Annotated in this window: 19 protein-coding genes; 9 read left to right on the top strand and 10 right to left on the bottom strand. The window is 74.2% G+C overall.

All coding sequences use genetic code 11. The features are described 5' to 3' along the window. Positions 1 to 92: 92 nt before the first annotated feature. The gene (locus ACZ6PY_RS12880) at positions 93 to 2,492 is read left to right on the top strand and encodes a M4 family metallopeptidase (protein ID WP_466071727.1); all 2,400 of its coding nucleotides are present in this window, start codon (positions 93 to 95) and stop codon (positions 2,490 to 2,492) included. A 101-nt stretch (positions 2,493 to 2,593) separates the two neighbouring features. After that, positions 2,594 to 3,361, top strand: a complete 768-nt coding sequence (locus ACZ6PY_RS12875; RefSeq protein ID WP_466071725.1) for an enoyl-CoA hydratase/isomerase family protein — start codon at positions 2,594 to 2,596, stop codon at positions 3,359 to 3,361. Between the two features lie 86 nt (positions 3,362 to 3,447). Here the strand turns inward: ACZ6PY_RS12875 and ACZ6PY_RS12870 are convergent, their stop codons facing one another. The 4 genes from ACZ6PY_RS12870 to ACZ6PY_RS12855 all read right to left on the bottom strand — a co-directional run bounded on the left by ACZ6PY_RS12870 (position 3,448) and on the right by ACZ6PY_RS12855 (position 7,381). Beyond that, positions 3,448 to 3,888 (bottom strand): HNH endonuclease, encoded by a 441-nt coding sequence (locus ACZ6PY_RS12870; RefSeq protein WP_466071723.1) that lies wholly within the window; start codon positions 3,886 to 3,888, stop codon positions 3,448 to 3,450. 215 nt (positions 3,889 to 4,103) lie between these two features. Next, positions 4,104 to 5,246, bottom strand: a complete 1,143-nt coding sequence (locus ACZ6PY_RS12865) for a hypothetical protein (protein ID WP_466071721.1) — start codon at positions 5,244 to 5,246, stop codon at positions 4,104 to 4,106. Between the two features lie 56 nt (positions 5,247 to 5,302). Continuing rightward, positions 5,303 to 6,850, bottom strand: coding sequence for an FAD-dependent oxidoreductase (locus ACZ6PY_RS12860; protein WP_466071719.1), 1,548 nt, complete (start codon positions 6,848 to 6,850; stop codon positions 5,303 to 5,305). A gap of 39 nt (positions 6,851 to 6,889) precedes the next feature. Continuing rightward, complete coding sequence (locus tag ACZ6PY_RS12855; protein WP_466071717.1) at positions 6,890 to 7,381, bottom strand: MSMEG_6728 family protein; 492 nt, start codon at positions 7,379 to 7,381, stop codon at positions 6,890 to 6,892. Between the two features lie 141 nt (positions 7,382 to 7,522). Here ACZ6PY_RS12855 and ACZ6PY_RS12850 point away from each other — a divergent pair, with 141 nt between their 5' ends. Then, the gene (locus ACZ6PY_RS12850) at positions 7,523 to 9,253 is read left to right on the top strand and encodes a potassium channel family protein (RefSeq protein ID WP_466072077.1); all 1,731 of its coding nucleotides are present in this window, start codon (positions 7,523 to 7,525) and stop codon (positions 9,251 to 9,253) included. A gap of 6 nt (positions 9,254 to 9,259) precedes the next feature. On the opposite strand, the gene ACZ6PY_RS12845 is transcribed toward ACZ6PY_RS12850, so the two are convergent. Then, positions 9,260 to 10,501 (bottom strand): APC family permease, encoded by a 1,242-nt coding sequence (locus tag ACZ6PY_RS12845; RefSeq protein WP_466071716.1) that lies wholly within the window; start codon positions 10,499 to 10,501, stop codon positions 9,260 to 9,262. A gap of 9 nt (positions 10,502 to 10,510) precedes the next feature. After that, positions 10,511 to 11,278: a phosphatase PAP2 family protein gene (locus ACZ6PY_RS12840; protein WP_466071715.1), complete on the bottom strand. Its 768-nt coding sequence runs from the start codon at positions 11,276 to 11,278 to the stop codon at positions 10,511 to 10,513. A gap of 111 nt (positions 11,279 to 11,389) precedes the next feature. Here ACZ6PY_RS12840 and ACZ6PY_RS12835 point away from each other — a divergent pair, with 111 nt between their 5' ends. After that, positions 11,390 to 12,601 (top strand): DUF4032 domain-containing protein, encoded by a 1,212-nt coding sequence (locus ACZ6PY_RS12835; RefSeq protein WP_466071713.1) that lies wholly within the window; start codon positions 11,390 to 11,392, stop codon positions 12,599 to 12,601. Between the two features lie 124 nt (positions 12,602 to 12,725). Here ACZ6PY_RS12835 and ACZ6PY_RS12830 read toward each other — a convergent pair whose 3' ends face one another. After that, entirely contained in the window at positions 12,726 to 13,241 is a 516-nt protein-coding gene (locus ACZ6PY_RS12830; protein WP_466071711.1) for a hypothetical protein, read from the bottom strand. A gap of 174 nt (positions 13,242 to 13,415) precedes the next feature. Between ACZ6PY_RS12830 and ACZ6PY_RS12825 the strand changes: the two genes are divergently transcribed. Beyond that, positions 13,416 to 14,402 carry an ArsR/SmtB family transcription factor gene (locus ACZ6PY_RS12825; RefSeq protein ID WP_466071709.1) on the top strand — a complete coding sequence of 329 codons (987 nt, stop codon included), beginning with the start codon at positions 13,416 to 13,418 and terminating at the stop codon, positions 14,400 to 14,402. 45 nt (positions 14,403 to 14,447) lie between these two features. Here the strand turns inward: ACZ6PY_RS12825 and nagA are convergent, their stop codons facing one another. From nagA to ACZ6PY_RS12810, 3 genes are all read right to left on the bottom strand, one after another. Beyond that, entirely contained in the window at positions 14,448 to 15,557 is a 1,110-nt protein-coding gene (nagA, locus tag ACZ6PY_RS12820) for an N-acetylglucosamine-6-phosphate deacetylase (protein WP_466071707.1), read from the bottom strand. Next, entirely contained in the window at positions 15,554 to 16,486 is a 933-nt protein-coding gene (locus tag ACZ6PY_RS12815) for an ROK family protein (protein WP_466071705.1), read from the bottom strand. The genes nagA and ACZ6PY_RS12815 overlap by 4 nt, the downstream gene beginning before the upstream one ends. A 114-nt stretch (positions 16,487 to 16,600) precedes the next feature. After that, a complete protein-coding gene (locus ACZ6PY_RS12810) occupies positions 16,601 to 17,530 on the bottom strand; it encodes an SIS domain-containing protein (protein ID WP_466071703.1) in 930 nt (309 codons plus the stop codon). Between the two features lie 199 nt (positions 17,531 to 17,729). Between ACZ6PY_RS12810 and ACZ6PY_RS12805 the strand changes: the two genes are divergently transcribed. The 4 genes from ACZ6PY_RS12805 (at position 17,730) to ACZ6PY_RS12790 (ending at position 21,176) form a co-directional block, all read left to right on the top strand. After that, positions 17,730 to 18,515 (top strand): DeoR/GlpR family DNA-binding transcription regulator, encoded by a 786-nt coding sequence (locus ACZ6PY_RS12805; protein ID WP_154228936.1) that lies wholly within the window; start codon positions 17,730 to 17,732, stop codon positions 18,513 to 18,515. 120 nt (positions 18,516 to 18,635) lie between these two features. Continuing rightward, complete coding sequence (locus ACZ6PY_RS12800) at positions 18,636 to 19,643, top strand: ATP-binding cassette domain-containing protein (protein ID WP_466071701.1); 1,008 nt, start codon at positions 18,636 to 18,638, stop codon at positions 19,641 to 19,643. Continuing rightward, positions 19,640 to 20,656, top strand: coding sequence for an ABC transporter permease subunit (locus tag ACZ6PY_RS12795; RefSeq protein WP_466071699.1), 1,017 nt, complete (start codon positions 19,640 to 19,642; stop codon positions 20,654 to 20,656). Before ACZ6PY_RS12800 ends, ACZ6PY_RS12795 begins: the two co-directional genes overlap by 4 nt. Before the next feature lie 100 nt (positions 20,657 to 20,756). Further along, positions 20,757 to 21,176, top strand: a complete 420-nt coding sequence (locus ACZ6PY_RS12790) for a DUF3263 domain-containing protein (protein WP_466071697.1) — start codon at positions 20,757 to 20,759, stop codon at positions 21,174 to 21,176. Positions 21,177 to 21,260 lie beyond the last annotated feature (84 nt).

Here is a 21,260-nt window from a genome sequence, read left to right as displayed (position 1 = left end):
AAAGCGCTCGCACCCTTTCACGTTCTTCGATGTATCGCTATATCTACATCAGTGACTACCCCCGTCACAACTTCCCCCCTTCAGGAGGGCCCGTGAAACGATCTCTCGCCGCCGTCAGCGCAGCGCTGCTCACCAGCGGCGTGCTGACCTGCGTCACCACCACGGCGTACGCGGCACCCCCGAGCGCACCGTCCCCCGAGTCCGCCGCCGCAGCCCGCGCGGAGACCCTGCTCCGCGCCAACCCCGGTGCCGTCCAGGGCACCGCCGGGGAGGCGTACCAGGCCGTCCGCACGAAGGTGGACGCCTCCGGGGCCACCCACACCCGCTACGCCCGGACCTACCACGGCCTGCGCGTCTACGGCGGGGACTTCGTCGTCCACACCGCCCCGAACGGGACGCTGGCCGGGACGTCGGTCGGCCTGGCCGCGCCGCTCACGCTGGGCACCACCGCCAAGGTGGGCGCGGCCGCGGCCAAGGCCAGCGCGCGCAAGGCATTCTCCGGCTCGCTCACCTCGGTCGGCACCCCGGAGCTCTTCGTCGACGCCAGCTCCGGCCGGGGCCGGCTGGCCTGGGAGACCGTCGCCACCGGCTGGCAGGCGGACAAGCAGACACCGTCCCGGCTGCACGTCGTCACGGACGCGACCACCGGCACGGTGATCGGCTCCTACGACGAGATCGAGAAGGTGGTCGGCAGCGGCCAGGGCATCTACACCGGCACGGTCAGCATCGACACGACGCTCTCCGGCAGCACCTACCAGATGGTGGACCCGGCGCACGGCAACGGCCGGACCTGCGACATGAACAACAGCACCGGCGGCACCTGCACCACCTTCACCGACCCCGACAACAACTGGGGCAACGGCACCAACTCGAACCGGCAGTCCGCCGGCGTCGACGCCCACTTCGGCGCCGCGAAGACCTTCGACTACTTCAAGAACACGCACGGCCGCAACGGCATCTTCGGCAACGGCACGGGCGTGCCCAGCCGGGTGCACTACGGCAACAACTACGTCAACGCCTTCTGGGACGGCGCCCAGATGACCTACGGCGACGGCTCGGGCAACTCCCGCCCGCTGGTCTCGCTTGACGTCGCCGGCCACGAGATGAGCCACGGTGTCACCGAGGCGCTCTCCGGCCTGGTCTACTCCGGCGAGTCCGGCGGCCTCAACGAGGCCACCAGCGACATCTTCGGCAACATGGTGGAGTTCTACGCCGCCGCGCCGAGCGACCCGGGTGACTACCAGGTCGGCGAGAAGATCAACATCAACGGCAACGGCACGCCGCTGCGCTACATGTACAACCCGTCGCTGGACGGCTCGTCCGACTCCTGCTGGTCGACCAGCACGAAGAACAAGGACGTGCACTACTCCTCCGGCGTGGCCAACCACTTCTACTTCAACCTCGCCGAGGGCACCGGCTCGACCGCGTACGGCACGTCGCCGGTCTGCGGCTCGGCACCGGCCGTGACCGGCATCGGCCGGGCCAAGGCCGAGAAGATCTGGTACCGGGCGCTCGACGTGTACTTCACCTCGAACACCTCGTACGTCAACAACACCACCCCGTCGAACACCGCCCGGGCCTACACCCTCAAGGCGGCGACCGACCTGTACGGCAACTGCTCCACCGAGTACCGGACCGTGCAGGCGGCGTGGACCGCGGTGAACGTGGCGGGCAACGACGCGCCCTGCGGCTCCACCGGCAACGACTTCTCCGTCGCGCTCTCCCCGACCGCCGGCTCGGTGACCGCGGGCGGATCGGTCTCCACCACCGTCGCCACGACCACCACGAGCGGGACCGCGCAGACCGTGACGTTCTCCGCCTCGGGCCTGCCGACCGGCGCCACCGCGTCGTTCAGCCCGTCCTCGGTGACCTCGGGCGGCTCGTCCACGCTCACCATCACCACCTCGGCGGGCACCCCGGCCGGCACCTACTCGGTGACCGTCACGGGCGCCGGCTCGGTGAGCCACTCGGCGACCTACACGCTGACCGTGAACGGCACCGGCGGCGGCTGCACCGGCGCCGGCCAGAAGCTCGCCAACCCGGGCTTCGAGTCCGGCAACACGGGCTGGTCGACCACGTCGGGCGTCATCGGCCAGTACGGCTCCAGCGGCCAGCCGCCGCGTACCGGCACCTGGAACGCCTGGCTGGACGGCTACGGCAGCACCCACACCGACACGCTGGCCCAGTCGGTGAGCCTGCCCAGCGGCTGCACCTCGTACAACTTCACCTTCTGGCTGCACATCGACTCGGCCGAGAGCACCACGAGCGTCCAGTACGACAAGCTGACCGTGCAGGTGCTCAACTCGTCCGGCGGCGTGCTCGCCACCCTGGCCACCTACTCGAACCTGAACAAGGCCACCGGCTACAGCCAGAAGTCCTTCTCCCTGGCCTCGTACGCCGGCCAGACCGTCACCCTGAAGTTCACCGGCACCGAGGACTCCTCGCTGCAGACCTCGTTCGTCGTGGACGACACCGCGGTCAACGTCTCCTGACCTGACCGCCCGACCCCGGGCCCGGCGGCCACCCCCACGCGGGTGGTCGCCGGGCCCCGCCCGTTACGGTCGCCGGAGAACCGGCGGCGCGAGGGGGAGACATGTCGGACGCGGAGCTGACCGTCACGGTGAGCGGACCGGTGGCGACCGTGGTGATCCGGAACCCGGCCCGCCGCAACGCCCTGACGCCGGCCATGTGGCGGCAGCTCCCGGTGCTGCTCGACGGCCTGGAGGCGGACCCGGCGGTGCGCGCGCTGGTGCTCACCGGCGCGGGCGGCACGTTCTGCGCCGGCGCCGACCTGGGCGACCTGGACGAGCTGCTGGAGGCGGGGGACGGCAGCATCGCGGTGGCCGCCGAGGAGCGGCTGGCCGCGTTCGGCCGGCCCACCGTGGCCGCGATCGAGGGCGCCTGCGTGGGCGGCGGCTGCCAGCTCGCCGTCGCCTGCGACCTGCGCCTCGCCGCGGCGGACGCCCGGTTTGGCGTACCCCCGGCGCGGCTGGGGCTGGTCTATCCCGCGCCGACCACCCGGCGGCTGGCCCGGCTGGTCGGGCCGTCCGCGGCCAAGCACCTGCTGTTCACCAGCGAGCTGGTCGACGCCGAGCGGGCGCTGCGGATCGGGCTGGTCGACGAGGTGCTGCCGGCCGACGGGCTCGCGGCGCGGGTGGCGGCGCTGACCGCCACCATCGCCGAGCGCTCCCGGCTCACCGTGGCGGCGGCCAAGGAGATCGTCGACGGGCGCGCCGACGACGATCGCGTCGCCTGGTGGCACGCGCAGGTGCGGGAGAGCGGCGAGGCCCGCGAGGGGATCGCGGCGGTCAACGGCCGCCGGCCGCCGCGCTTCGGCTGGACCCCGCCGGCCGCCGGCTGACCGTCCCCCCCCGCCACCGTGGGACCGGCGGGCGCCGCGCCGGAGGCGTACCTCCGACGCGACCCCCTGTGCCCGCCGGCCGTCCGTCACCGCGCCAGCGCGGCCCAGCTCGGCGTCGCCGGCTCCCGCCGCAGCGGCATGCCCGCCTCGGCCGGGGTCCGGTCGCCCTTGCGCTGGTTGCACCCGTAGCAGGCGGCGGTGGTGTTCCCCCAGGTGTTCCGGCCGCCGCGCGAGCGGGGCAGGATGTGGTCGATCGTGCTGGCCGGGCCGTCGCAGTAGGCGCACCGCCGGCCGTCGCGGCGCAGCACGCCGCCCCGGGACCAGGCCGGACCGGCGCTGAACCGCCACCGGGTCACCACGTACCGGACGAGGCGGACCACCCGCGGCATCGGGAAGACGCCGATCACCTGGTCCGGCTCGGCCTCGTGGATCTCGGCGACCCGCCGGCAGAGCATCCGGATCGCGTGCTGGACGGTGACCCGGTGCAGCGGGCCGAGGTCGGCGTTGATGACGAGGACGGCGTCCACCGGGCTCTCCCTTCACGATCGGTGGTACGGCAGCAAAAAGCCGCCCGGTCCGTGGCGGACGGGCGGCGACGACAGGGACGCGCGGGCGCGTCAGTCGGGCCGTCCGGCCGGCGGACCTTCGGCTCGGCAACCGTCGTCGGGCAGCCACGACGGCATCGTGGTGGCGTGTCGCAGCGACATCGACGGCTCCCGGAGCGGTGGTTGACCTTGCGCGCTCACGGTAGATCCACGCCGGAAAGGCGGGCAACGTATTTCGATCCGCCGTCGGACGGCTGCCGCTGCCGGCCGGCCCGACCGGCCGCCCGCGCGGCGGCGAGGGGCCGGTCGACCCGGGCGGCCATCTGCACCACCAGCTCGCTCTCCAGCAGCGGCCCGTTCACCTCGGCGGCCACCGACAGCGCCGGCGTGGAGACCGACCGCCAGATCGCGGTGAGCCCGGCGCCCAGGCCGACCAGGGCCACCGCCGCCCGGGTGGTGGGGGAGCCGGCCGCCGCGGCGGCGCTCACCCCGACCACCGCGAGCAGCACCAGCAGCAGGGGTACGAGCACCGGCCAGAAGATGCCCCGGGCCGCCTGCACCACCAGCCTGCGGTCCCGGATGATGAGGTTCCGGGCCACCACGGCCCAGTTCTCCTCGTCCAGCAGGTCGCGCGGGTGCAGGCCGCCGGTGAGCACGCCCCGCCACAGCTCACCCTGGTTGCGCAGCTCGCGGGCCAGCTCCGCCAGCCCGGCCTCGCCCGGATCGCCGACCGCGGCCCGGGTGACCGCCGCCGCCCACCCGGCCAGCGAGTGCCGCACGACCGCCGCCGAGTACGGGGGCAGCACGGTGGCCAGCTCGTCCAGCCACCGGCTGATCTGGATCTGCCGCCCGCCGAACCGTCCGACCAGCTGGTCGGCGTCGCCGTGGCGGACCGTGTCGGCGAGCGACCGACCGAGCCGGTACGCCAGCCCCACCCGGTGGTTGGTCGCCATCGTCCAGCGCAGCACGTCCATGTTCAGCTCGTCGAGGGCGAGCAGCAGCGGCTCCCGGTCCGCCCCGGTGGCGGCCCGCGCGGCGGCGGTGGCCGGCAGTGGCCGGCCCGGTGCGGTGAGCGCGGCGATCTGGGCGAGCGCCACCTCCACCCCGTCGAGGTTCATCCGGACCCGGAGCCGCCCCGGCATCTCGGTGACGTTGGAGAGCTTCGGCGGGGCGGTCGCGGGCCGGTCCGCGCCGTCGACCAGGTCGGCGGTCTGCGCGTGGTGATACGTGTCCGCCATCGACCAGCCCAGCCGCAGCGCCGTGACGACGCACGCCCGCTCGTCGCGGAGCAGCCCGTACGCGTCGTCCCGCTCGCCGTCCACCCGCAGCGCGGTGCTCACCCTCCCGACCTCCCGTGCCGTCGGAGCCAGCCGAGCCTAGTGCAGCTTTTGACAGCTTATGACCGGTTTCGGGTTCGCTGCCGGCCGGCCAGCAGGCCGCGCGGGCGGACCGAGTGCACCGGCTCGGCCGCCGCCCCCTCCGCCCGCAGGATGTGGTTGGCGGCCACGATCCCGGTGGCCGCCGACCGCTCCATGAGCGCGCTCGGGAAGTCGGTCCGGATCCCGTCGCCGGCCAGGTAGAGACCTTCCGCGTCGGTGCACACCCCCGGCCGTCGCGCGTGGCTGCCCGGGGTGAACGCGGGGGCCTGCGCCTCGACCCGGGCGCGCAGCTCGCGCACCCGCAGCCCGGCGGCCTCCGGCCAGAGCGCGATCAGCTCGGCCCGCATCCGCTCCGCCAGCTCCCCGGCCGGCACGTCCGGCTCGCAGGCGTACGCGTGCAGCTCGACCACCGCACCGCCGGCCCGCCGCGCCCAGCGCCGCGGCTCGTCCTCCAGCCGGTGGTAGAGGGTCACCGAGTCCAGGGTGGGTTGCCGGGACACCCCGCTGAACACCGCCCGGTCCGGGCGCACGTCGCCGTCCATCCAGTAACGCGCCACCGCGTACGGGGGGCCGGGCCGGCCGAACGCGGGCATCCGCGCCACCAGCTCGGGCGCCGCCGCGAGCAGCCCGGGCGAGGTGGCGACCAGCGCGGCGAGCGCGGGCGGGTCGACGGCCAGCACCACGTGCCCGGCCTCGTGCGCGTCGCCGCCGGCGGTGGTCACCCGCCAGCCGTCCGGCGTCCGGTCCAGCCGCGCGGCGGCCGTGCCGGTGCGTACCCGGGCGCCGTGCTGCTCGACGTGCCGGGTGAGCGGCTCCCAGATCGCTGTCGCGTAGTCCCGGTCCGGGCAGTCGAAGGCCAGCCCCTCCGGGTTGCCGAGCAGGTAGAAGTGGAACTGGGCGATCATCTCGGCGGCCGACATCTCCGCCTCGTGGTTGAAGAACGAGTGCGAGAAGACCTCGAAGAGCATGGCCCGGGCCCGGTCCGGCAGCCGCAGCGAGGTGAGCAGGTCGTCGGCGGTCCGGGTGTCGAACTCGTCGTACGTGCGCACCGGGTCGTAGGTGAGCAGCGGCAGCGCGGCGTCCCGGTCCATGGCACGCAGGTCGGCCAGCCGCAGGCTCGGGCTGCGCAGCAGCAGGGCGAGCAGGTTGGCCGGCGGGGCGGGCGGCAGCCTGCCGAACTCCTCGGTCGGCCACCGCGCGGAGAGGATCGGGTAGCCGGGCACCGGCTTGAGGAAGCCCAGGGTGGGGTCGGCGCGGCGCAGGATGTTCCGCCAGTTCCAGTACTGCCGGAAGAAGGCGTGGAAGCCGTGCTCGTTGCGCTGGACGCCGTCCGGCAGTTCCTCCGGCCAGGCGCCGAGCCGGCCACCCAGATGCGGCGCCGCCTCCAGCACGGTCACCTCGACGCCCCGCTCGGCCAGCACCACCGCCGCCGACATGCCGGCGATGCCGCCGCCGACCACCACGGCCCGCACCGGCCGGGGCACGCGCAGGGCGCCACCGCCGCCGGGGTCCACCAGGTGCCGTCGTACGCCGATGAGCCGGCCGACCACTCGCGACAGTGCCATGCGCGCCTCCGACCCGACGGGAGCCCCCAGTCTGCCGGCTCACGCCGCCGGCGGCAGCAGACAGCGGCGCGGCCGGTCCGAGGCGGGCCAGACGTACTCCAGGTCGGGCGGGACGTCGCCGAACTGCGGGCCGTAGTGCGCCGGGTCCTTGCGCAGCAGCGACGACCGGTGGCTGCGGTGCAGGTCCTCCCGGCCCAGCCAGGGCGGCAGCTCGCCGGCCTCGGCCAGCTCGGGCTGGGTGCGGACGAGCGCGATGCCGCAGGCGGTGGCGAGGTCGGTGGCCATGGTGGCCGCGCAGGTGTCCGCCCGTCCCGGCTCGCACCACACGGCGCACATGTCCAGGCCGTACCGGGTCAGCGCCTCCTCGTACCCGGCCCACATCTTCACCGCCGGGTGGTTGCGCCAGCCGTAGTCCGGCCGGGTCAGCCCGCGCAGCACCTGGATGGTCTCCACCCGCTGCTTGCCCAGCCGCTTCTGGTCCAGCGTCCGGGCGCTGGCCAGGAAGTCCGGATACGGCAGGAACGTCTGCATGCCGGTGCTCTACCCGTACTGGCGGGCGGCATGCGTTCATGATCGAGGGGGCTGCGCGCGCTGCGAGCGACTGACTACGATCCGGGCATGGCCGAGCCCCTCCGCGACCGGGCGCGCCGGGCGACCGGATGGCGGCTCAAGATGAACGGCGACGCCCGCCCGCACTACGTGGTCTGCGGCTCGGACCCGCTGGCCTACTGGGTGGTCCGGTCGCTGCTCGCCACCGACCCGCCCGCCGGCCGGGTCCGGGTGACCCTGGTCGTGCCCGAGCGGCGCCGCTCCGAGGGGCCGGACGGGCGGGACATCCCGGGCGTCCAGGTCGTGCGGGCGGACCGGCTCGACGAGGCCGCCTTCCGCCGGGCCGGGCTGGCCGGGGCGGACGGGCTGGCCCTGCTGCACCAGGACGACGTGGGCAACATGCACGCCGCGCTCTGCGCCCAGGAGGTCGAACCCCGGCTGCGCCTGGTGGTCCGGATGTTCAACACCAGCCTGGCCAACGGCGTGCGTCAGCTCTTCCCCGACTCGGCGGTGCTCTCCGACGCGTCGATCTCCGCCCCGGCGTTCGTGGCCGCCGCCCTCGGCGAGCTGGCCCCCACCCACTTCCGGCACGCCGGCCGCACCCTCTACGTGGCCCGCCGCGCCGACGTGCGCCCGCAGGACGTGGTCAGCGGGCTGGCCGTCACCGGCGACCCGGAGCTGGTCCGGGTGCTGCCCGCCGACGAGGACTCCGCCGACGTGGTGCTGGCCGAGGCGACCGGCCGGCCGCCCGGCACCGAGCTGGCCGCCCGCCGGCTGGTCCGGGCCCGCCGTCGCCGGCAGCCGGTCGTGGTGCTGCTCCGCGCGCTCCGCAGCTTCGCCACCCGCAAGATCGGCCTGGCCGTGCTGGTGCTGCTGGCGGTGATCGCCGTGCTCGGCTGGCTCAACGCCCGGGCGGCCGACGTGACCTGGTCCGAGGCGCTCTACCTGACGCTTGTCACCACCCTCAGCGGGCAGGACCCGGACGTGAACAAACCCCTGGCCGCCCAGATCATGCAGGTGGTGCTCAACCTGGCCGGGCTGGCGCTGATCCCGCTGATCACGGCGGCCGTGGTCGACGGCATCGTCAACGCCCGGCTCGCCCTGCACGCCGGCCGGATCCAGCCCGACCGCTCCGGGCACGTGGTGGTGGTCGGGCTGGGCAACATCGGCACCCGGGTGATGGCCCAGCTGCAGGACTTCGGCGTCGAGGTGGTGGCCATCGACAAGAACCCGGACGCGCGCGGCGCACCCCTGGCGCACCGGCTCGGCGTGCCGCTGATCGTCGGGGACGCCGGCCAGGAGGAAACCCTGCGCGCCGCCTCCGTCGACACCAGTCAGGCGCTCGTGGTCGTCTCCACCGACGACGGGGTCAACCTCCGTGCCGCGCTCAACGCCCGCTCCCTCGACCCCGAGCTGCGGGTGGTGCTGCGCCTCTTCGACGGCGACTTCGCCGAGCGGATCCAGCAGGCGTTCGGCATCGGCATCTCGCGCAGCGTGTCGTACCTGGCCGCTCCGGCGTTCGCGGCGGCCATGCTGGACCGCGCGGTGATCGCCACCATCCCGGTCGACCGGCACGCGCTGCTGGTCACCGAGGTGCCGGTGGTGGCCGGCTCCCCGCTTGACGGCCGGCCGCTCGCCGCGGTGGCCCGCCCCGGCGAGGTGCGCCTGCTGGCACACACCCGGGCCGGGCAGAAGACGGAGTGGTCGACCGACCCGCGGATGGTGATCCACGCCGGCGACCGGCTGACCGTGGTGGCCCGGCGGGCCGGGCTGACCGCCCTGCTCCGGGAGACCACCCCGGTGCCGCCGCCCGCGCCGGCGGGCGCGCCGGCCGCCCGCCAACCGGACGACTGACCCGATTCAGGCCGCGCGGGTGGCGTGGCGGAGGGCGTACCAGGCGGCGCCGAGGGCGAGCACGCCGAAGCCGGCGACCGTGCTGGCCGGCGGCAGGTTGACCGCGAGCAGCAGGCAGCCGACCAGCCCCAGCGCGGCGAGCAGCTGCACCGGCAGCTTCCGGGCCGGATCCCGGCCGAGGGTGAGCGCCGAGGCGTTGGCGATCGCGTAGTAGACCAGCACCGTGCAGCTGGAGAAGCCGATCGCGCCCCGCACGTCGGCCAGGGACACCACGACGACCACCACGGCGGCCACCGCCAGCTCGGCGCGGTGCGGCACCCGGTACCTCGGGTGCACGGCGGCGAGCGCGCCCGGCAGGTCCCGGCGGCGGGCCATCGCCAGCGTGGTCCGGCCCACCCCGGCGAGCAGGGAGAGCAGCACCCCGGTCACCGCCACGGTCGCCCCGGCCCGGACCAGCCAGGCCAGGCCGGGCAACCCGGCCGCGGTGACCACCTCGGCCAGCGGCGCGGTGGAGGCGGCCAGCCGCCGCTGGCCCAGCACCCCGAGGGCCACCACGGCCAGCACCAGGTAGACGGCCAGCACCACGCCGAGCGCCAGCGGCACGGCGCGCGGGATGGTGCGTTCCGGGTCGCGGACCTCCTCGCCGAGGGTGGCGATCCGGGCGTACCCGGCGAAGGCGAAGAAGAGCAGGCCGGCGGCCGTGAGCACGCCCCGGACGCCGAGGTCGGCGAAACCGGCCAGCCGGTCGGGCGCGACGTGCGGCGCGCCGGTCACCGCCACCACGGCGAGGACGGCGAGGACCAGGCCGACCAGCACCCGGGTGGCCGTCGCGGTCCTGCCCACCCCGCGCAGGTTCACGGCGGTCACCGCCACCACCGCGAGGACGGCCACGAGCCGCGCCCGCTCCGGCCAGAGGTACGCCCCGATGGTCAGCGCCATGGCCGCGCAGCTCGCCGTCTTGCCGATCACGAAACCCCAGCCGGCGAGGAACCCGGCGAACGGGTGCAGCCGCTCCCGCCCGTAGACGTAGGTGCCGCCGGACTCCGGGTAGCGGGCGGCGAGCCGGGCCGAGCTGGTCGCGTTGCAGAAGGCGATGAGGCCCGCCAGGGCCAGCGCGGCCAGCAGGCCGGCGCCCCCGGCCGCCGCCGCGGCGGGTGCGAAGACCACGAAGACGCCCGCCCCGAGCATCGAACCCAGCCCGATGACGACCGCGTCGCGTACGCCCAGCCGGCGCGCCAGTTCAGCCACGGGCGCAGGCTAGGCGGTGGAGGTGAACGGCCGGTCCCGGTGGCGCAGCGGGCCGGGCAACGGCAGGTCGTCCCAGGGCACCCGGCGCAGCAGCCGGTCCAGCAGCAGGCCGAGCACGAGCCCGGCGACCGAGTCGGTCAGCCAGTGCCAGCCCAGGTAGATGGTGGTGCAGAAGACCACCAGCGGCGGCACCACCCGGACCACGGTGACCAGCCGGGGCGGGACGGTCCGGCCGAAGGTGCGCAGCAGCGGGGCCAGGAGCAGGGCGAGCACGCCGTACCAGACGATCGCGTTGGCCACGTGCCCGGACGGGTAGGACTGGGCGAAGCGCACCGGCAGGTCCTGCTGGAACAGCGGCAGGGTCTGGTCGGGCGCCAGGAACGGCTCCTTCACGCTGGCGCTCGGCGCGGGCCGCGCCGTCCACACCTTCAACGGCCCGATGGTCAGGTACGTGAGCACGAAGGCGGCCACCGGCGGCAGCACCGGGCGGACCGAGCGGAGCCGGACCGCCAGGAGCACGCCGACCCCGGCCGCGAGCAGGGTCAGCGGGGTGCCCTGGCCGAGGAGGTTGAGCCCCATGGCGGCCCACCGTGCGGCGGTCGGCCGGTGCGCGGCGGACCAGTCGGCGACGGCCCGGTCGAGCCCGAAGAGGTGCCCCTCGGCCAGCGCCACGGTGAGCGCCACCAGGGCGGCGACCAGCAGCGCGTCCCACCGCCAGCCGGCCGGCCGGACGGGCCGCAGGCGCGGCTGCCGGCGTACCCCGGTTGTCTCCCGCACGCGACCACGCTACCGGTCGCCCGCGGCGCCGGACCGGCGCGGGCATCGGCGGCTGTGGGCCCAACCACGAAGGGAAGCGCTCCCGGGGGGTCACCGGTCACACTTGTCCCCGTGCGGATCACCTCGGCCCTCGTCGACCCGGCGCTGCTCGACCTTCCCTGGTCGACCCCGCTGGAGGAGTGGCCTGCCGAACACCTGGTGGCGCTGCCCCAGGGCATCTCGCGCCACATCGTGCGCTTCGTCCGGCTCGGCGGCTACGTCTACGCGGTCAAGGAGACCGGCGAGCGGGTCGCCGAACGGGAGTACGACCTGCTGCGCGCGCTGGAACGGATCGACTTCCCGTCGGTGGAGGCGATCGCGATCGTGGCCGACCGGCAGACCGACGACGGCGAACCGCTCGACCCCGTGCTGATCACCCGGCACCTCCAGTTCTCCCTGCCCTACCGGGCGCTGTTCTCCCGCACGCTGCGGCCGGAGACCATGAACCGGCTGCTCGACGCGCTGGCGGTGCTGCTGGTCCGGATGCACCTGACCGGTTTCTTCTGGGGCGACTGCTCGCTGTCCAACACGTTGTTCCGGCGGGACGCGGGCGCCTTCGCCGCCTACCTGGTCGACGCGGAGACCGGCGCGCTGCACCCCTCGCTCTCGAACGGGCAGCGGGGCGAGGACCTGGAGATCGCCCGGGTCAACATCTTCGGTGAGGCGCTGGACCTCCAGGCCGCCGGCCTGCTGCACGAGTCGATCGACCCGGAGGAGGTCTGCGAGCAGGTCGTGCAGCGCTACGAGCGGCTCTGGCACGAGATCACCTACGAGCAGCAGATCGAGCGGGAGGCCCGGCACGACATCGAGGGCCGGATCCGCCGCCTCAACGAACTGGGCTTCGACGTCGCCGAGGTGGCCATGTCGACCGTCGACAACGGGCGCTACCTGGTCCGGCCCAAGGTGGTCGACGCCGGCTACCACACCCGGCGGCTGCTCCGGCTCACCGGCCTCGACGCCGAGGAGAACCAGGCCCGCAAGCTCCTCAACGACCTGGACGCGTACCGGGTGGAGAGCGACCTGACCGACGAGCAGCAGGCCGCGCACCGCTGGCTGACCGAGGTGTTCGAGCCGGTGGTCCGGGCGGTGCCCGCGCACCTGCGCCGCAAGCTGGAGCCGCAGGAGCTGTTCGCCCAGATCATCGAGCACAAGTGGCTGCTCTCCGAGCGGGCCGGCCGGGACGTCGGGATGCGCCAGGCGGTGCAGTCCTACCTGGCCGACGTGCTGGTGCACCGCCCGGACGAGCAGGCGGTGCTCGGCGTCGAGGTGCCCACCGCCGGTTAGGCCGTCCGAGCCACCGGCGGTAGGTCACCCGCCTTCGACGAGGTGACCCCACCGCAGGTGCAACACGGTCGACCGCTGCTGCGACAGGGTCGAGCGGTGTTGCATCCCCCCGTTTCGGTTCAGCTCAGTCGAATGATGGCCAGAGGTCGGTGTCGGGCGTCCAGAGGCCGAAGCGGTGGTAGTTCCCGGTGTACTGGTAGGAAGTGCCGGACCAGGCCTCGCCCTGGTCGACATCGAGGGCCCAGATGTCGGAGGGCGCGGTGACCTGGACGCCGTAGTAGCAGTCGGCGCGGTCCTTGAAGTAGCCGAGATCCTTGCTGGAGTTGCTGCCGTACTTGACCATCAGCCGGAGAACGACGCCGCGGCCGTTGGCGAGTTCGTCGTGGACGCAGAGGTTGGTCACGTGCATGATGCGCGGGGTGGAGACCTCGGCCCACAGCTCGTACGAGCCGATGACCTGGCCGCTGGAGTTCTTCACCAAGCGGTTCCCGGTTCCCGGTGGTTGGTTCTCCAGGTATCGCCGCTGGAGATAGTCGCCCGACTTCAGGGTGGGCAGCGCCGCGTAGGCGGTCGGCGCCAGCAGGGCCAGGACGGCGAGGAACACGCCTCCGGCCACTGTGGTGCGCAGCAGGGTTTTCATAGCCGTCGATCCTGGTGGTGGCCGATCACGGGCCGCAATGTCTTTGCCCGCTGCGGAAAACACCCTGGTCCGACGGCGCCGGACCGGCGTCGGCCGTCATGATCCGGTCGGCGGATCCGCGACGGCTGGACGATCGCCAGACTGTACGCACGCCCAGCCGACCCGGGGACCGTCATGCTTCGGATCCACTTCACCGCGGCCGACCTCGCCAGCACCCGGATCGCCCGCGCGCCTGACCCGCTGTGGGAGAGCATGCTCAGCATGCACTGGCTGCGGGCCCGGTGCCCGGATCCGCTGCTGGCCGGTTGGCGGCGCCGGACGTTCGGGTTGCTGCAGCAGGGCCACGGTCACCGGGCCGAGGTGGCGTTGCCGCTGTCGATCAATCCGCCCACGGGCTACTTTCCGGACTTCCTCACCCCCATCGAGGCCACCGGCGGGTTCGAGCCGGGACTGGACGCCCTGCTGCGCACGCCCAAGGTCAGACTCGCGGCCGACCTGGCAACGCTCCGGTCGACGGGGGCCCGGCGACCGCCGGCCGTCGCGGACCTGGCGGCGGGCGACGTGACCGCTCTGCGCCAGCTCGGGGCGGGCCTTCAGCTCTACCACCGGCTCGCGATCCTGCCCCTCTGGAACGCGATCCACTCCGCGTTCGACGCCGATCGGGCGTTGCGGTCCCGACGGCTGCTGAATCAGGGCCTGTCGGCGTTGCTCAACGACCTGCACCCGACCGCCAGGTTCGACGGCAGTGTCCTGACGATCACCAACTACATCGCCGAGCGCGACCTCCACCTGGACGGACGGGGGCTGCTGCTCGTGCCCTGCTATTTCAAGCGGCACGAGAAGCCGATGGTGCTCGCCGATCCGCTGCTGCCGCCGGTGCTGGTCTACCCCATCCATCCGCACGCCCGCGTGGTGTCGACGGCGGCCGCGGCCGGATCCCTGTCGGCTCTGCTGGGCGGCACCCGGGCCGCCATCCTCGTGCTGGCCGCCGAAGGGGGGACCACCTCGGAGGTCGCCCACCGGCTCGACATCAGCGTCCCGTCGGCGAGCAGGCACCTGGCCGTGCTGCGCTCCTCGGGCCTGGTCACCAGCGCCCGCGACCGCAACGCGGTCCACCACACGCTCACCCCGCTGGGCGTGGCCCTGCTCAACCGGGGCTGATCGGTGGTCGGCCCGGGCGATCCCGTGGCTACGCGCCGGGCGGAGTCACTCCACCCAGGCGCCGGCGCGCATCACCCGGACCACGTTGAGGTCGTCGTCGAGGACGACCAGGTCGGCCCGCAGGCCGGCCTGGAGCGCGCCCACCCGGTCGCCCAGCCCGATGGCCCGGGCCGGCGTGGTGGCGACCATCCGGCAGGCGTCCGGCAGGGCGATCCCGGCGGCGACGGCGTGCCGGAGCGCGGCATCCATGGTCAGCGTGCTGCCGGCGATCGCGCCGTCCCGGCTGAGCCGGGCCACCCCGTCGGCCACCGTGACGGCCTGGCCGCCCAGCTCGTACTCGCCGTCGGGCATGCCCGCGGCGGCCATCGCGTCGGTGATCAGGGCGGCCCGCTCCGGCCCCGCCACCGAGCTGGCGAAGCCGAGCATGCCGTCGTGCAGGTGCACCCCGTCGGCGACCAGCTCGCAGACCACGTTCGGGGCGTCCAGCAGGGCCACCACCGGGCCCGGCTCGCGGTGGTGCACCGGCCGCATCCCGTTGAACAGGTGGGTGCCGACGCTCGCGCCGGCCGCCACGGCCGCCCGGGTCTGCTCCCAGGTGGCGTCGGTGTGCCCGACGGCCGCCACCACGCCCCGCCCGACCAGCAGCTTGATCGCCTCCAGCGCGCCGTCGCGCTCGGGGGCCAGGGTGACCATCCGGACCGCGCCGCCGCCCAGCTCGATCAGCTCGGCCAGCTCCTCGGCGGACGGGTCCCGGAGGAACTCCGGGTTCTGCGCCCCGCACCGGGTCGCCGACAGGTAGGGGCCCTCGAAGTGGACGCCGGCCAGCACCCCGGACTCGACCAGCGGCCGGTAGGCGGCGGTGGCGTCGCGCATCAGCGGGAACGGGGAGCTGACCAGGCTGGCCAGCAGCGTGGTGGTGCCGTGCCCGAGATGGAAGTCGGCGGCCTGCCGGGCCGACTCCGCGTCGCCCGTGGTGAAGGTGTGCCCGCCCCCGCCGTGGGTGTGCATGTCCACGAAGCCCGGCACGATCCAGTGCCCGTCGCGCACCGTCGGGTACTCGGCGACGGCCCGGATCCGGTCGTCGGCGATCTCCACGCAACCCTGCCGGATCACGCCGTTCGGGGTCACCACCTTGCCGGTCACGCGCAGGGTCATCGGCTCTCCTTCGCCAGGGTGTCCAGGGCCAGCAGGGCGGCGCCGAGGCAGCCGGCCTCGTCGCCGAGCGCCGCCGCGACCAGGCGCGGCTCGCGGTGGAAGGTGAGGCGCTCGCGCAGCGCCGTGCGCAGCGGGTCGAACAGTCGCGGGCCGGCCTGGGCCAGCCCGCCGCCGATCACGATGGTCGCCACGTCGAAAAGCGCCTGACCGGTGGCCAGGCCGTCGGCGAGCGCCTCGACCGCCTCCCGCCAGACCCGACCGGCCAGCGGCTCACCGGCCGCCGCCCGGTCGGCCACCTCGGCGGCGGTGGCCGGGGTGCCGGCCAGCTCGGCGTACCGGCGGCCGATCGCCGAGGCCGACGACACCGCCTCCAGGCAGCCGGGGCGGCCGCAGCCGCAGCGCGGGCCGTCGGGGCGTACCAGGATGTGGCCGATCTCCCCGGCGGCGCCGTGCGCGCCGACGGCGGCCGACCCGTCGACCACGTGGGCGGCGGCGATGCCGGTGCCGATGGCGACGAAGAGCACGTGGCCGGCGTCCCGCCCGGCGCCGAGCCGGGCCTCGGCCAGGCCACCCACCCGCACGTCGTGGCCGAGCGCCGTGGGCAGGCCGAGCCGGGTCCGCGCCAGCTCCCGCAGGGGTACGTCCCGGAAGCCCACGTTCGCCGACCAGACCGCCACCCCGCGGGCCTCGTCGACCACCCCGGGCACGGCGATGCCGCACGCCACCGGGGTGAGGCCGTCGGCGCGGGCCTTGCCGGCGAGCCCCTCGGCCACGTCGAGGATCGTGCCGACCACCGCCTCCGGGCCGCGCGCCGCGTCGGTGGCGTGCCGTTCGGCGTGTGCGGTCGTGCCGTCCGCGCGGACCAGCGCGCACTTCATTCCGGTGCCGCCCACGTCAAGTGCGACGACGACCTCGCCGCCTGGGGTCACCGTGTCTCCTGTGTTCGCGACTGCGGGGCTCGCAAACCCGGCTCACTCCTCGCGCTCACGGCGCCACCTTTGTTCGCGACTGCGGGGCTCGCAAACCCGGCTCACTCCTCGCGCTCACGCCAGCACCACGGACCGGGTCAGGTGCCGGGGCGCGTCTGGGTCGAGGCCCCGGCTGGTGGCGAGGGCGACGGCGAAGCGCTGGGCGAGGATCAGGTCGGCCATCGGGTCGACCGGGTTGCGGCCGGCCGCCCAACTCGTCAGCACGGTGTGGCAGCCGTGCGTGCGGCTGTGCACGAAGGTGGCGCCGGTCGCGGCGACGTCCTCGGGCAGGCCCTCCGGGATGCCGCCGAACGCCCAGACCAGCCGCCCGGGGGCGGCGATCGAGATGGGGCCGTGCCGGTAGTCCATGGCCGGGTACGCCTCGGCCCAGAAGGTGGCCGCCTCCCGGCACTTCAGCGCGGCCTCCTGGGCCAGCCCGACCGTCCAGCCGCGGCCGAGGAAGGTCACCTGCGCGATGGTGGCCGGGTCGATCGGCAGCGGAGCCCGGACGGCCACCTCGGCGTCGGCGGCGAGCCGGCCCAGGTCCTCGCCGAGGTGGGCGCGGAGCAGCGCGAGCGCGGTGGTGGCGAAGCGGGTCTGCACCACCGAGCGCTCGTCGGCGAAGGGCAGGGGCACCGCCGCGTCGGCCAGCTCGACGGCCGGCGAGGCCGGGTCGCCGACCAGGACCGTGGTGGGCAGCTGCCCCCGCAGCGCGGTGAGCAGGTCGAGCACCTCGGTGGTGGTGCCGGAGCGGGTGATCGCGATGACCCGGTCGTAGCGGCGGCCGGTGGGGAACTCGCTGGCCTGGAAGGCGTCGGTCTCACCCTGGCCGGCGCCCTCGCGCAGGCCGGCGTACGCGGCCGCCATGAACCACGACGTGCCGCACCCGACGACGGCGACCCGCTCGCCGGGGCGCGGCAGGCGGTCGGCGACGGTCGGCGCGAGTCGCGCCGCCTCCCGCCAGCAGTCGGGCTGGCTCGCGATCTCCGCGTGCACGTACGCCATCACCACTCCTCGCCCAGGGGGAGACCTTGCGCAATACGGCGCGATATGGCCATCTTTCGCGCGTCATTCTGCGCGATTCCGGTCGGCCGTGGCAACCGCCTCCCACATCGCGCAGGACAGGGTTTTGCGCCTCGCCAGTTTCGCGCACTACTGTGCACGCAATCAATCACCGTTCGTGCAGAGTCAGTGGAGGCCCCGCGTGGACCGCTACGCCCGATGGAACGCGCTGCTCGAGATGCTGACCGACAGCGGCCGGGTCAGCGTCGAGGAGGCGGCCGGGCGCCTGGACGTCTCCCAGGCCACCATCCGGCGGGACTTCGACCAGCTCGCCCAGCAGCAGATGATCACGCGGACCCGGGGTGGCGCCGTCGCGAACGGCGTCTCCTACGACCTGCCGCTGCGGTACAAGACGGCCAAGCACTCGGCCGAGAAGCAGCGGATCGGCGCGGCCGCCGCCGCGCTGGTCTCCCCGGGCACGGTGGTCGGTCTGAACGGCGGCACGACCAGCACGGAGGTGGCCCGGGCCCTGGCCGTCCGGCCCGACCTCAACACCAGCGCCGAGGGCGCCCAGCTCACCGTGGTCACCAACGCCCTGAACATCGCCAACGAGCTGCTGGTGCGTTCGCGGATGAAGGTGGTGGTGGCCGGCGGCGTGGTGCGGCCCAAGTCGTTCGAGCTGGTCGGCCCGCTGGGCGGGGCGCTGCTGCGCGAGGTCACCCTGGATGTGGCGCTGCTCGGCGTGGACGCCATCGACCCGCAGCTCGGCGCGGCCGCCCACCACGAGGGCGAGGCGGCCATGAACAGCCTCATGGTGGCCCGGGCCAAGCGGGTCGTGGTCATCGCCGACTCGTCCAAGCTGGGCGGACACGCGTTCGCCCGGATCTGCCCGGTGGACCGGGTGGAGACGCTGGTGACCGACTCGGGTGCGTCCCCCGCCGTGGTGCAGGCGTTCCGCGACGCGGGCGTGCACGTCGTCTGCGCCTGACCGGAGTCTCCGGCGCGCCTGACCCATATCCGGGAAAACCCCGATGCATACCGGGTATTGTCTCCGGCTGCATACCGCGTATGGTGTCGAGCTGACACCTACTTATCGGGGGAGGTCAGCTTGTCGGCTGTCCTGGAGATCGAAGGTCTCCGCAAGACGTACCGGAGCCGGAAACGCGGGGTCCGCCACGCGCTCGACGGCTTCGACATGCGGGTCGAGGCCGGCCAGGTGCACGGCTTCCTCGGCCCCAACGGCTCGGGCAAGACCACCACACTGCGCACGCTGCTCGGCCTGATCCGGCCCAACGGCGGCCGGATGGCCATCCTCGGCCAGGAGGTGCCGCAGGCGCTGCCCGCGGTCGCCGGCCAGGTCGGTGCCATCGTGGAGAGCCCGCAGTTCTTCCCGCACTTCTCCGCCCGGGACACGCTCGGGCTGCTCGCCCAGGCCGGTGAGCTGCCCCGGCAGCGGGTCGACGAGGTGCTGGAGCTGGTCGGGCTGCGCGACCGGGCCGGTGAGCGGGTGAAGACCTACTCGCTCGGCATGAAGCAGCGCCTCGCCGTCGCCTCCGCGCTGCTGAAGAACCCGAAGCTGCTGATCCTGGACGAGCCGGCCAACGGCCTCGACCCGGGCGGCATCCGGGAGATGCGCGGGCTCATGCGCGACCTCGCCGGTGCCGGGATGACCGTGGTGCTCTCCAGCCACATCCTCGGCGAGATCCAGCTCATCTGCGACTCGGTCACCATCATCTCGCTGGGCCGGCGGGTCGCGTTCGGGCCGGTCGACGAGGTGCTCGCCGCGCACTCGCAGGGCGCGGTGCGGGTCCGCCTGGAGGCGGTGACCGACCTGCCGCAGGCGGCCGAGACGCTGACCCGGGCCGGGATCCGCGTCGCCGCCGAGCCCGACCACCTCATGCTGTCCGGCGTCGACAAGCCGGCCTCGGTCAGCCGCGTCCTGGCCGAGCAGGGCCTCTACGTCAGCGAGCTGACCCCCGTCGCGGTGGACCTGGAGAGCGTCTTCCTCGAACTGACCGCCACCGCGCCGGTCCCCGGCCAGCACCGGCAGGTCGACCAGTCCACGAAGGTCGGTGAGCCGGGCAGCGGCGTCACCGGAGGAGGTTGGGGCGCATGAGCCTCTACGTGACCGAACTGCGCCGGCTCAGCAAGCGGCGGATCACCCGGCTGCTGCTGGTCCTGCTGCTGCTCGGGCTGGCCACGGTGGCCACCGCCTTCAGCTTCTCCAGCCACCAGCTCTCCAAGGAGACGGTGGCGGCCGCCCAGGCCGAGTCCGAGGCCCAGTACCAGCGGGCCGTGGCGGACTGGAAGCGGACCGTCTCCGACTGCGACGCCGCCAAGGCCCGCGGCGACCAGGACACCGACGAGCGGTACGGCCCGAACTGCGGCCGGGACTGGCAGCCGCAGCCGGAGATGTTCGACCCGAAGTGGAACCTGCCCTACCAGTTCGACTTCCGGGCCGAGTTCCCCACGTTCATCGCGGTCTTCGCCGGGGCGGTGGCGCTCTTCGCGTTCATCGTCGGCGCCTCGTACGTGGGCGCCGAGTGGAGCACCGGCGGGATGATGAACCTGCTGCTCTGGCGACCGAAACGGCTCGCCGTGCTGGGCACCAAGCTGGCCGCGCTGCTCACCACCGTGCTCGGGGTGAGCCTGGTGCTCGGTGCCTTCTGGACGGTCGCCTTCTGGCTCATCGGCCGCTACCGGGGGACCACCGCCAAGGTGACCGCCGGGGTGTGGCAGTCCATCGGCCTCGACGGCCTGCGCGCGGTCGGGCTCATCCTGCTCGTCGGTGCGGTGGCCTTCGCGCTGGCCTCGCTGGGGCGGCACACCGCGATGGCGCTCGGCGCAGCCGTGGCGATCTTCGCGATCAGCGAGATCGGGATCCGGATCGCGGTGAACGTGCTCTCCGTCCCGTTCGGCGACCGGTACGTCCTCTCGACGTACGCCCAGTCGTGGTTCATGAAACAGGCGGAGCTCTTCGACTACGACACCTGCCAGTTCGCCAAGGGCGCGTGCGAACCGGCCAAGCTGGTGGTCACGTGGCAGCAGTCGGCGCTGGTGTTCGGGGTGGGCGCCGCCGCGGTGCTGATCGGCGCGTTCTGGTCGATGCGCCGGCGGGACATCGCCTGACCGGACCTAGCGTCCGATGCGGGCCGGGCGGACCCTGGTTAGGCTGGGGTCCCCCGGCCGGCGTCGTCGCGCCGGTCGCCCCGTCCCGCTGAGGAGCGCCATGCCCGCCGACGCCACGGAGCGGGCCGTCACCGACGACCGGCCCGAGCCGACCGGGACCACCGACGTCGCGCGCCGGGAGGCCGGCGTCACCGTCCCGCCACCCCGCTCCGCCCCCGCGGTCGAGGCCGCGCCGCCGGACGACGGGCCGGCGGATCCGGCTCCCGCCCCGGAGGCGCCCGGCGAGGCCGACGGGCTCACCGAGCGGGAGCGGCAGATCCTCGCCTTCGAGCAGCAGTGGTGGAAGTACGCGGGCGCCAAGGAACAGGCCATCCGGGACACCTTCGGGCTCTCCGCGACCCGCTACTACCAACTGCTCAACGCGCTGCTCGACCGGCCCGCCGCGCTCGCCGCCGAGCCGGTGCTGGTCGGCCGGCTGCGCCGGCTGCGCTCCTCCCGGGCCCGGAACCGGCGGCGCTGAACCGCCCGCACACCCTCGGGTCGGCCCGCGCCGGCATGGGCCCCGGCGCTCCGGGTAGGCGGCGGGCGGCGACGGAGGGAGCAG

Source organism: Micromonospora sp. NPDC048907, from assembly GCF_055586885.1.
This window is presented reverse-complemented; position numbering and strand designations above follow the sequence as displayed.

Bases quoted from the DNA above. Each gene is read 5' to 3' on its own strand.
- ACZ6PY_RS12875 (WP_466071725.1), top strand. From the start codon at position 2,594: ATGTCGGACGCGGAGCTGACCGTCACGGTGAGCGGACCGGTGGCGACC.
- ACZ6PY_RS12860 (WP_466071719.1), bottom strand. From the start codon at position 6,850: ATGGCACTGTCGCGAGTGGTCGGCCGGCTCATCGGCGTACGACGGCAC.
- ACZ6PY_RS12855 (WP_466071717.1), bottom strand. From the start codon at position 7,381: ATGCAGACGTTCCTGCCGTATCCGGACTTCCTGGCCAGCGCCCGGACG.
- ACZ6PY_RS12850 (WP_466072077.1), top strand. From the start codon at position 7,523: ATGAACGGCGACGCCCGCCCGCACTACGTGGTCTGCGGCTCGGACCCG.
- ACZ6PY_RS12830 (WP_466071711.1), bottom strand. From the start codon at position 13,241: ATGAAAACCCTGCTGCGCACCACAGTGGCCGGAGGCGTGTTCCTCGCC.
- ACZ6PY_RS12825 (WP_466071709.1), top strand. From the start codon at position 13,416: ATGCTTCGGATCCACTTCACCGCGGCCGACCTCGCCAGCACCCGGATC.
- nagA (WP_466071707.1), bottom strand. From the start codon at position 15,557: ATGACCCTGCGCGTGACCGGCAAGGTGGTGACCCCGAACGGCGTGATC.
- ACZ6PY_RS12810 (WP_466071703.1), bottom strand. From the start codon at position 17,530: ATGGCGTACGTGCACGCGGAGATCGCGAGCCAGCCCGACTGCTGGCGG.
- ACZ6PY_RS12795 (WP_466071699.1), top strand. From the start codon at position 19,640: ATGAGCCTCTACGTGACCGAACTGCGCCGGCTCAGCAAGCGGCGGATC.
- ACZ6PY_RS12790 (WP_466071697.1), top strand. From the start codon at position 20,757: ATGCCCGCCGACGCCACGGAGCGGGCCGTCACCGACGACCGGCCCGAG.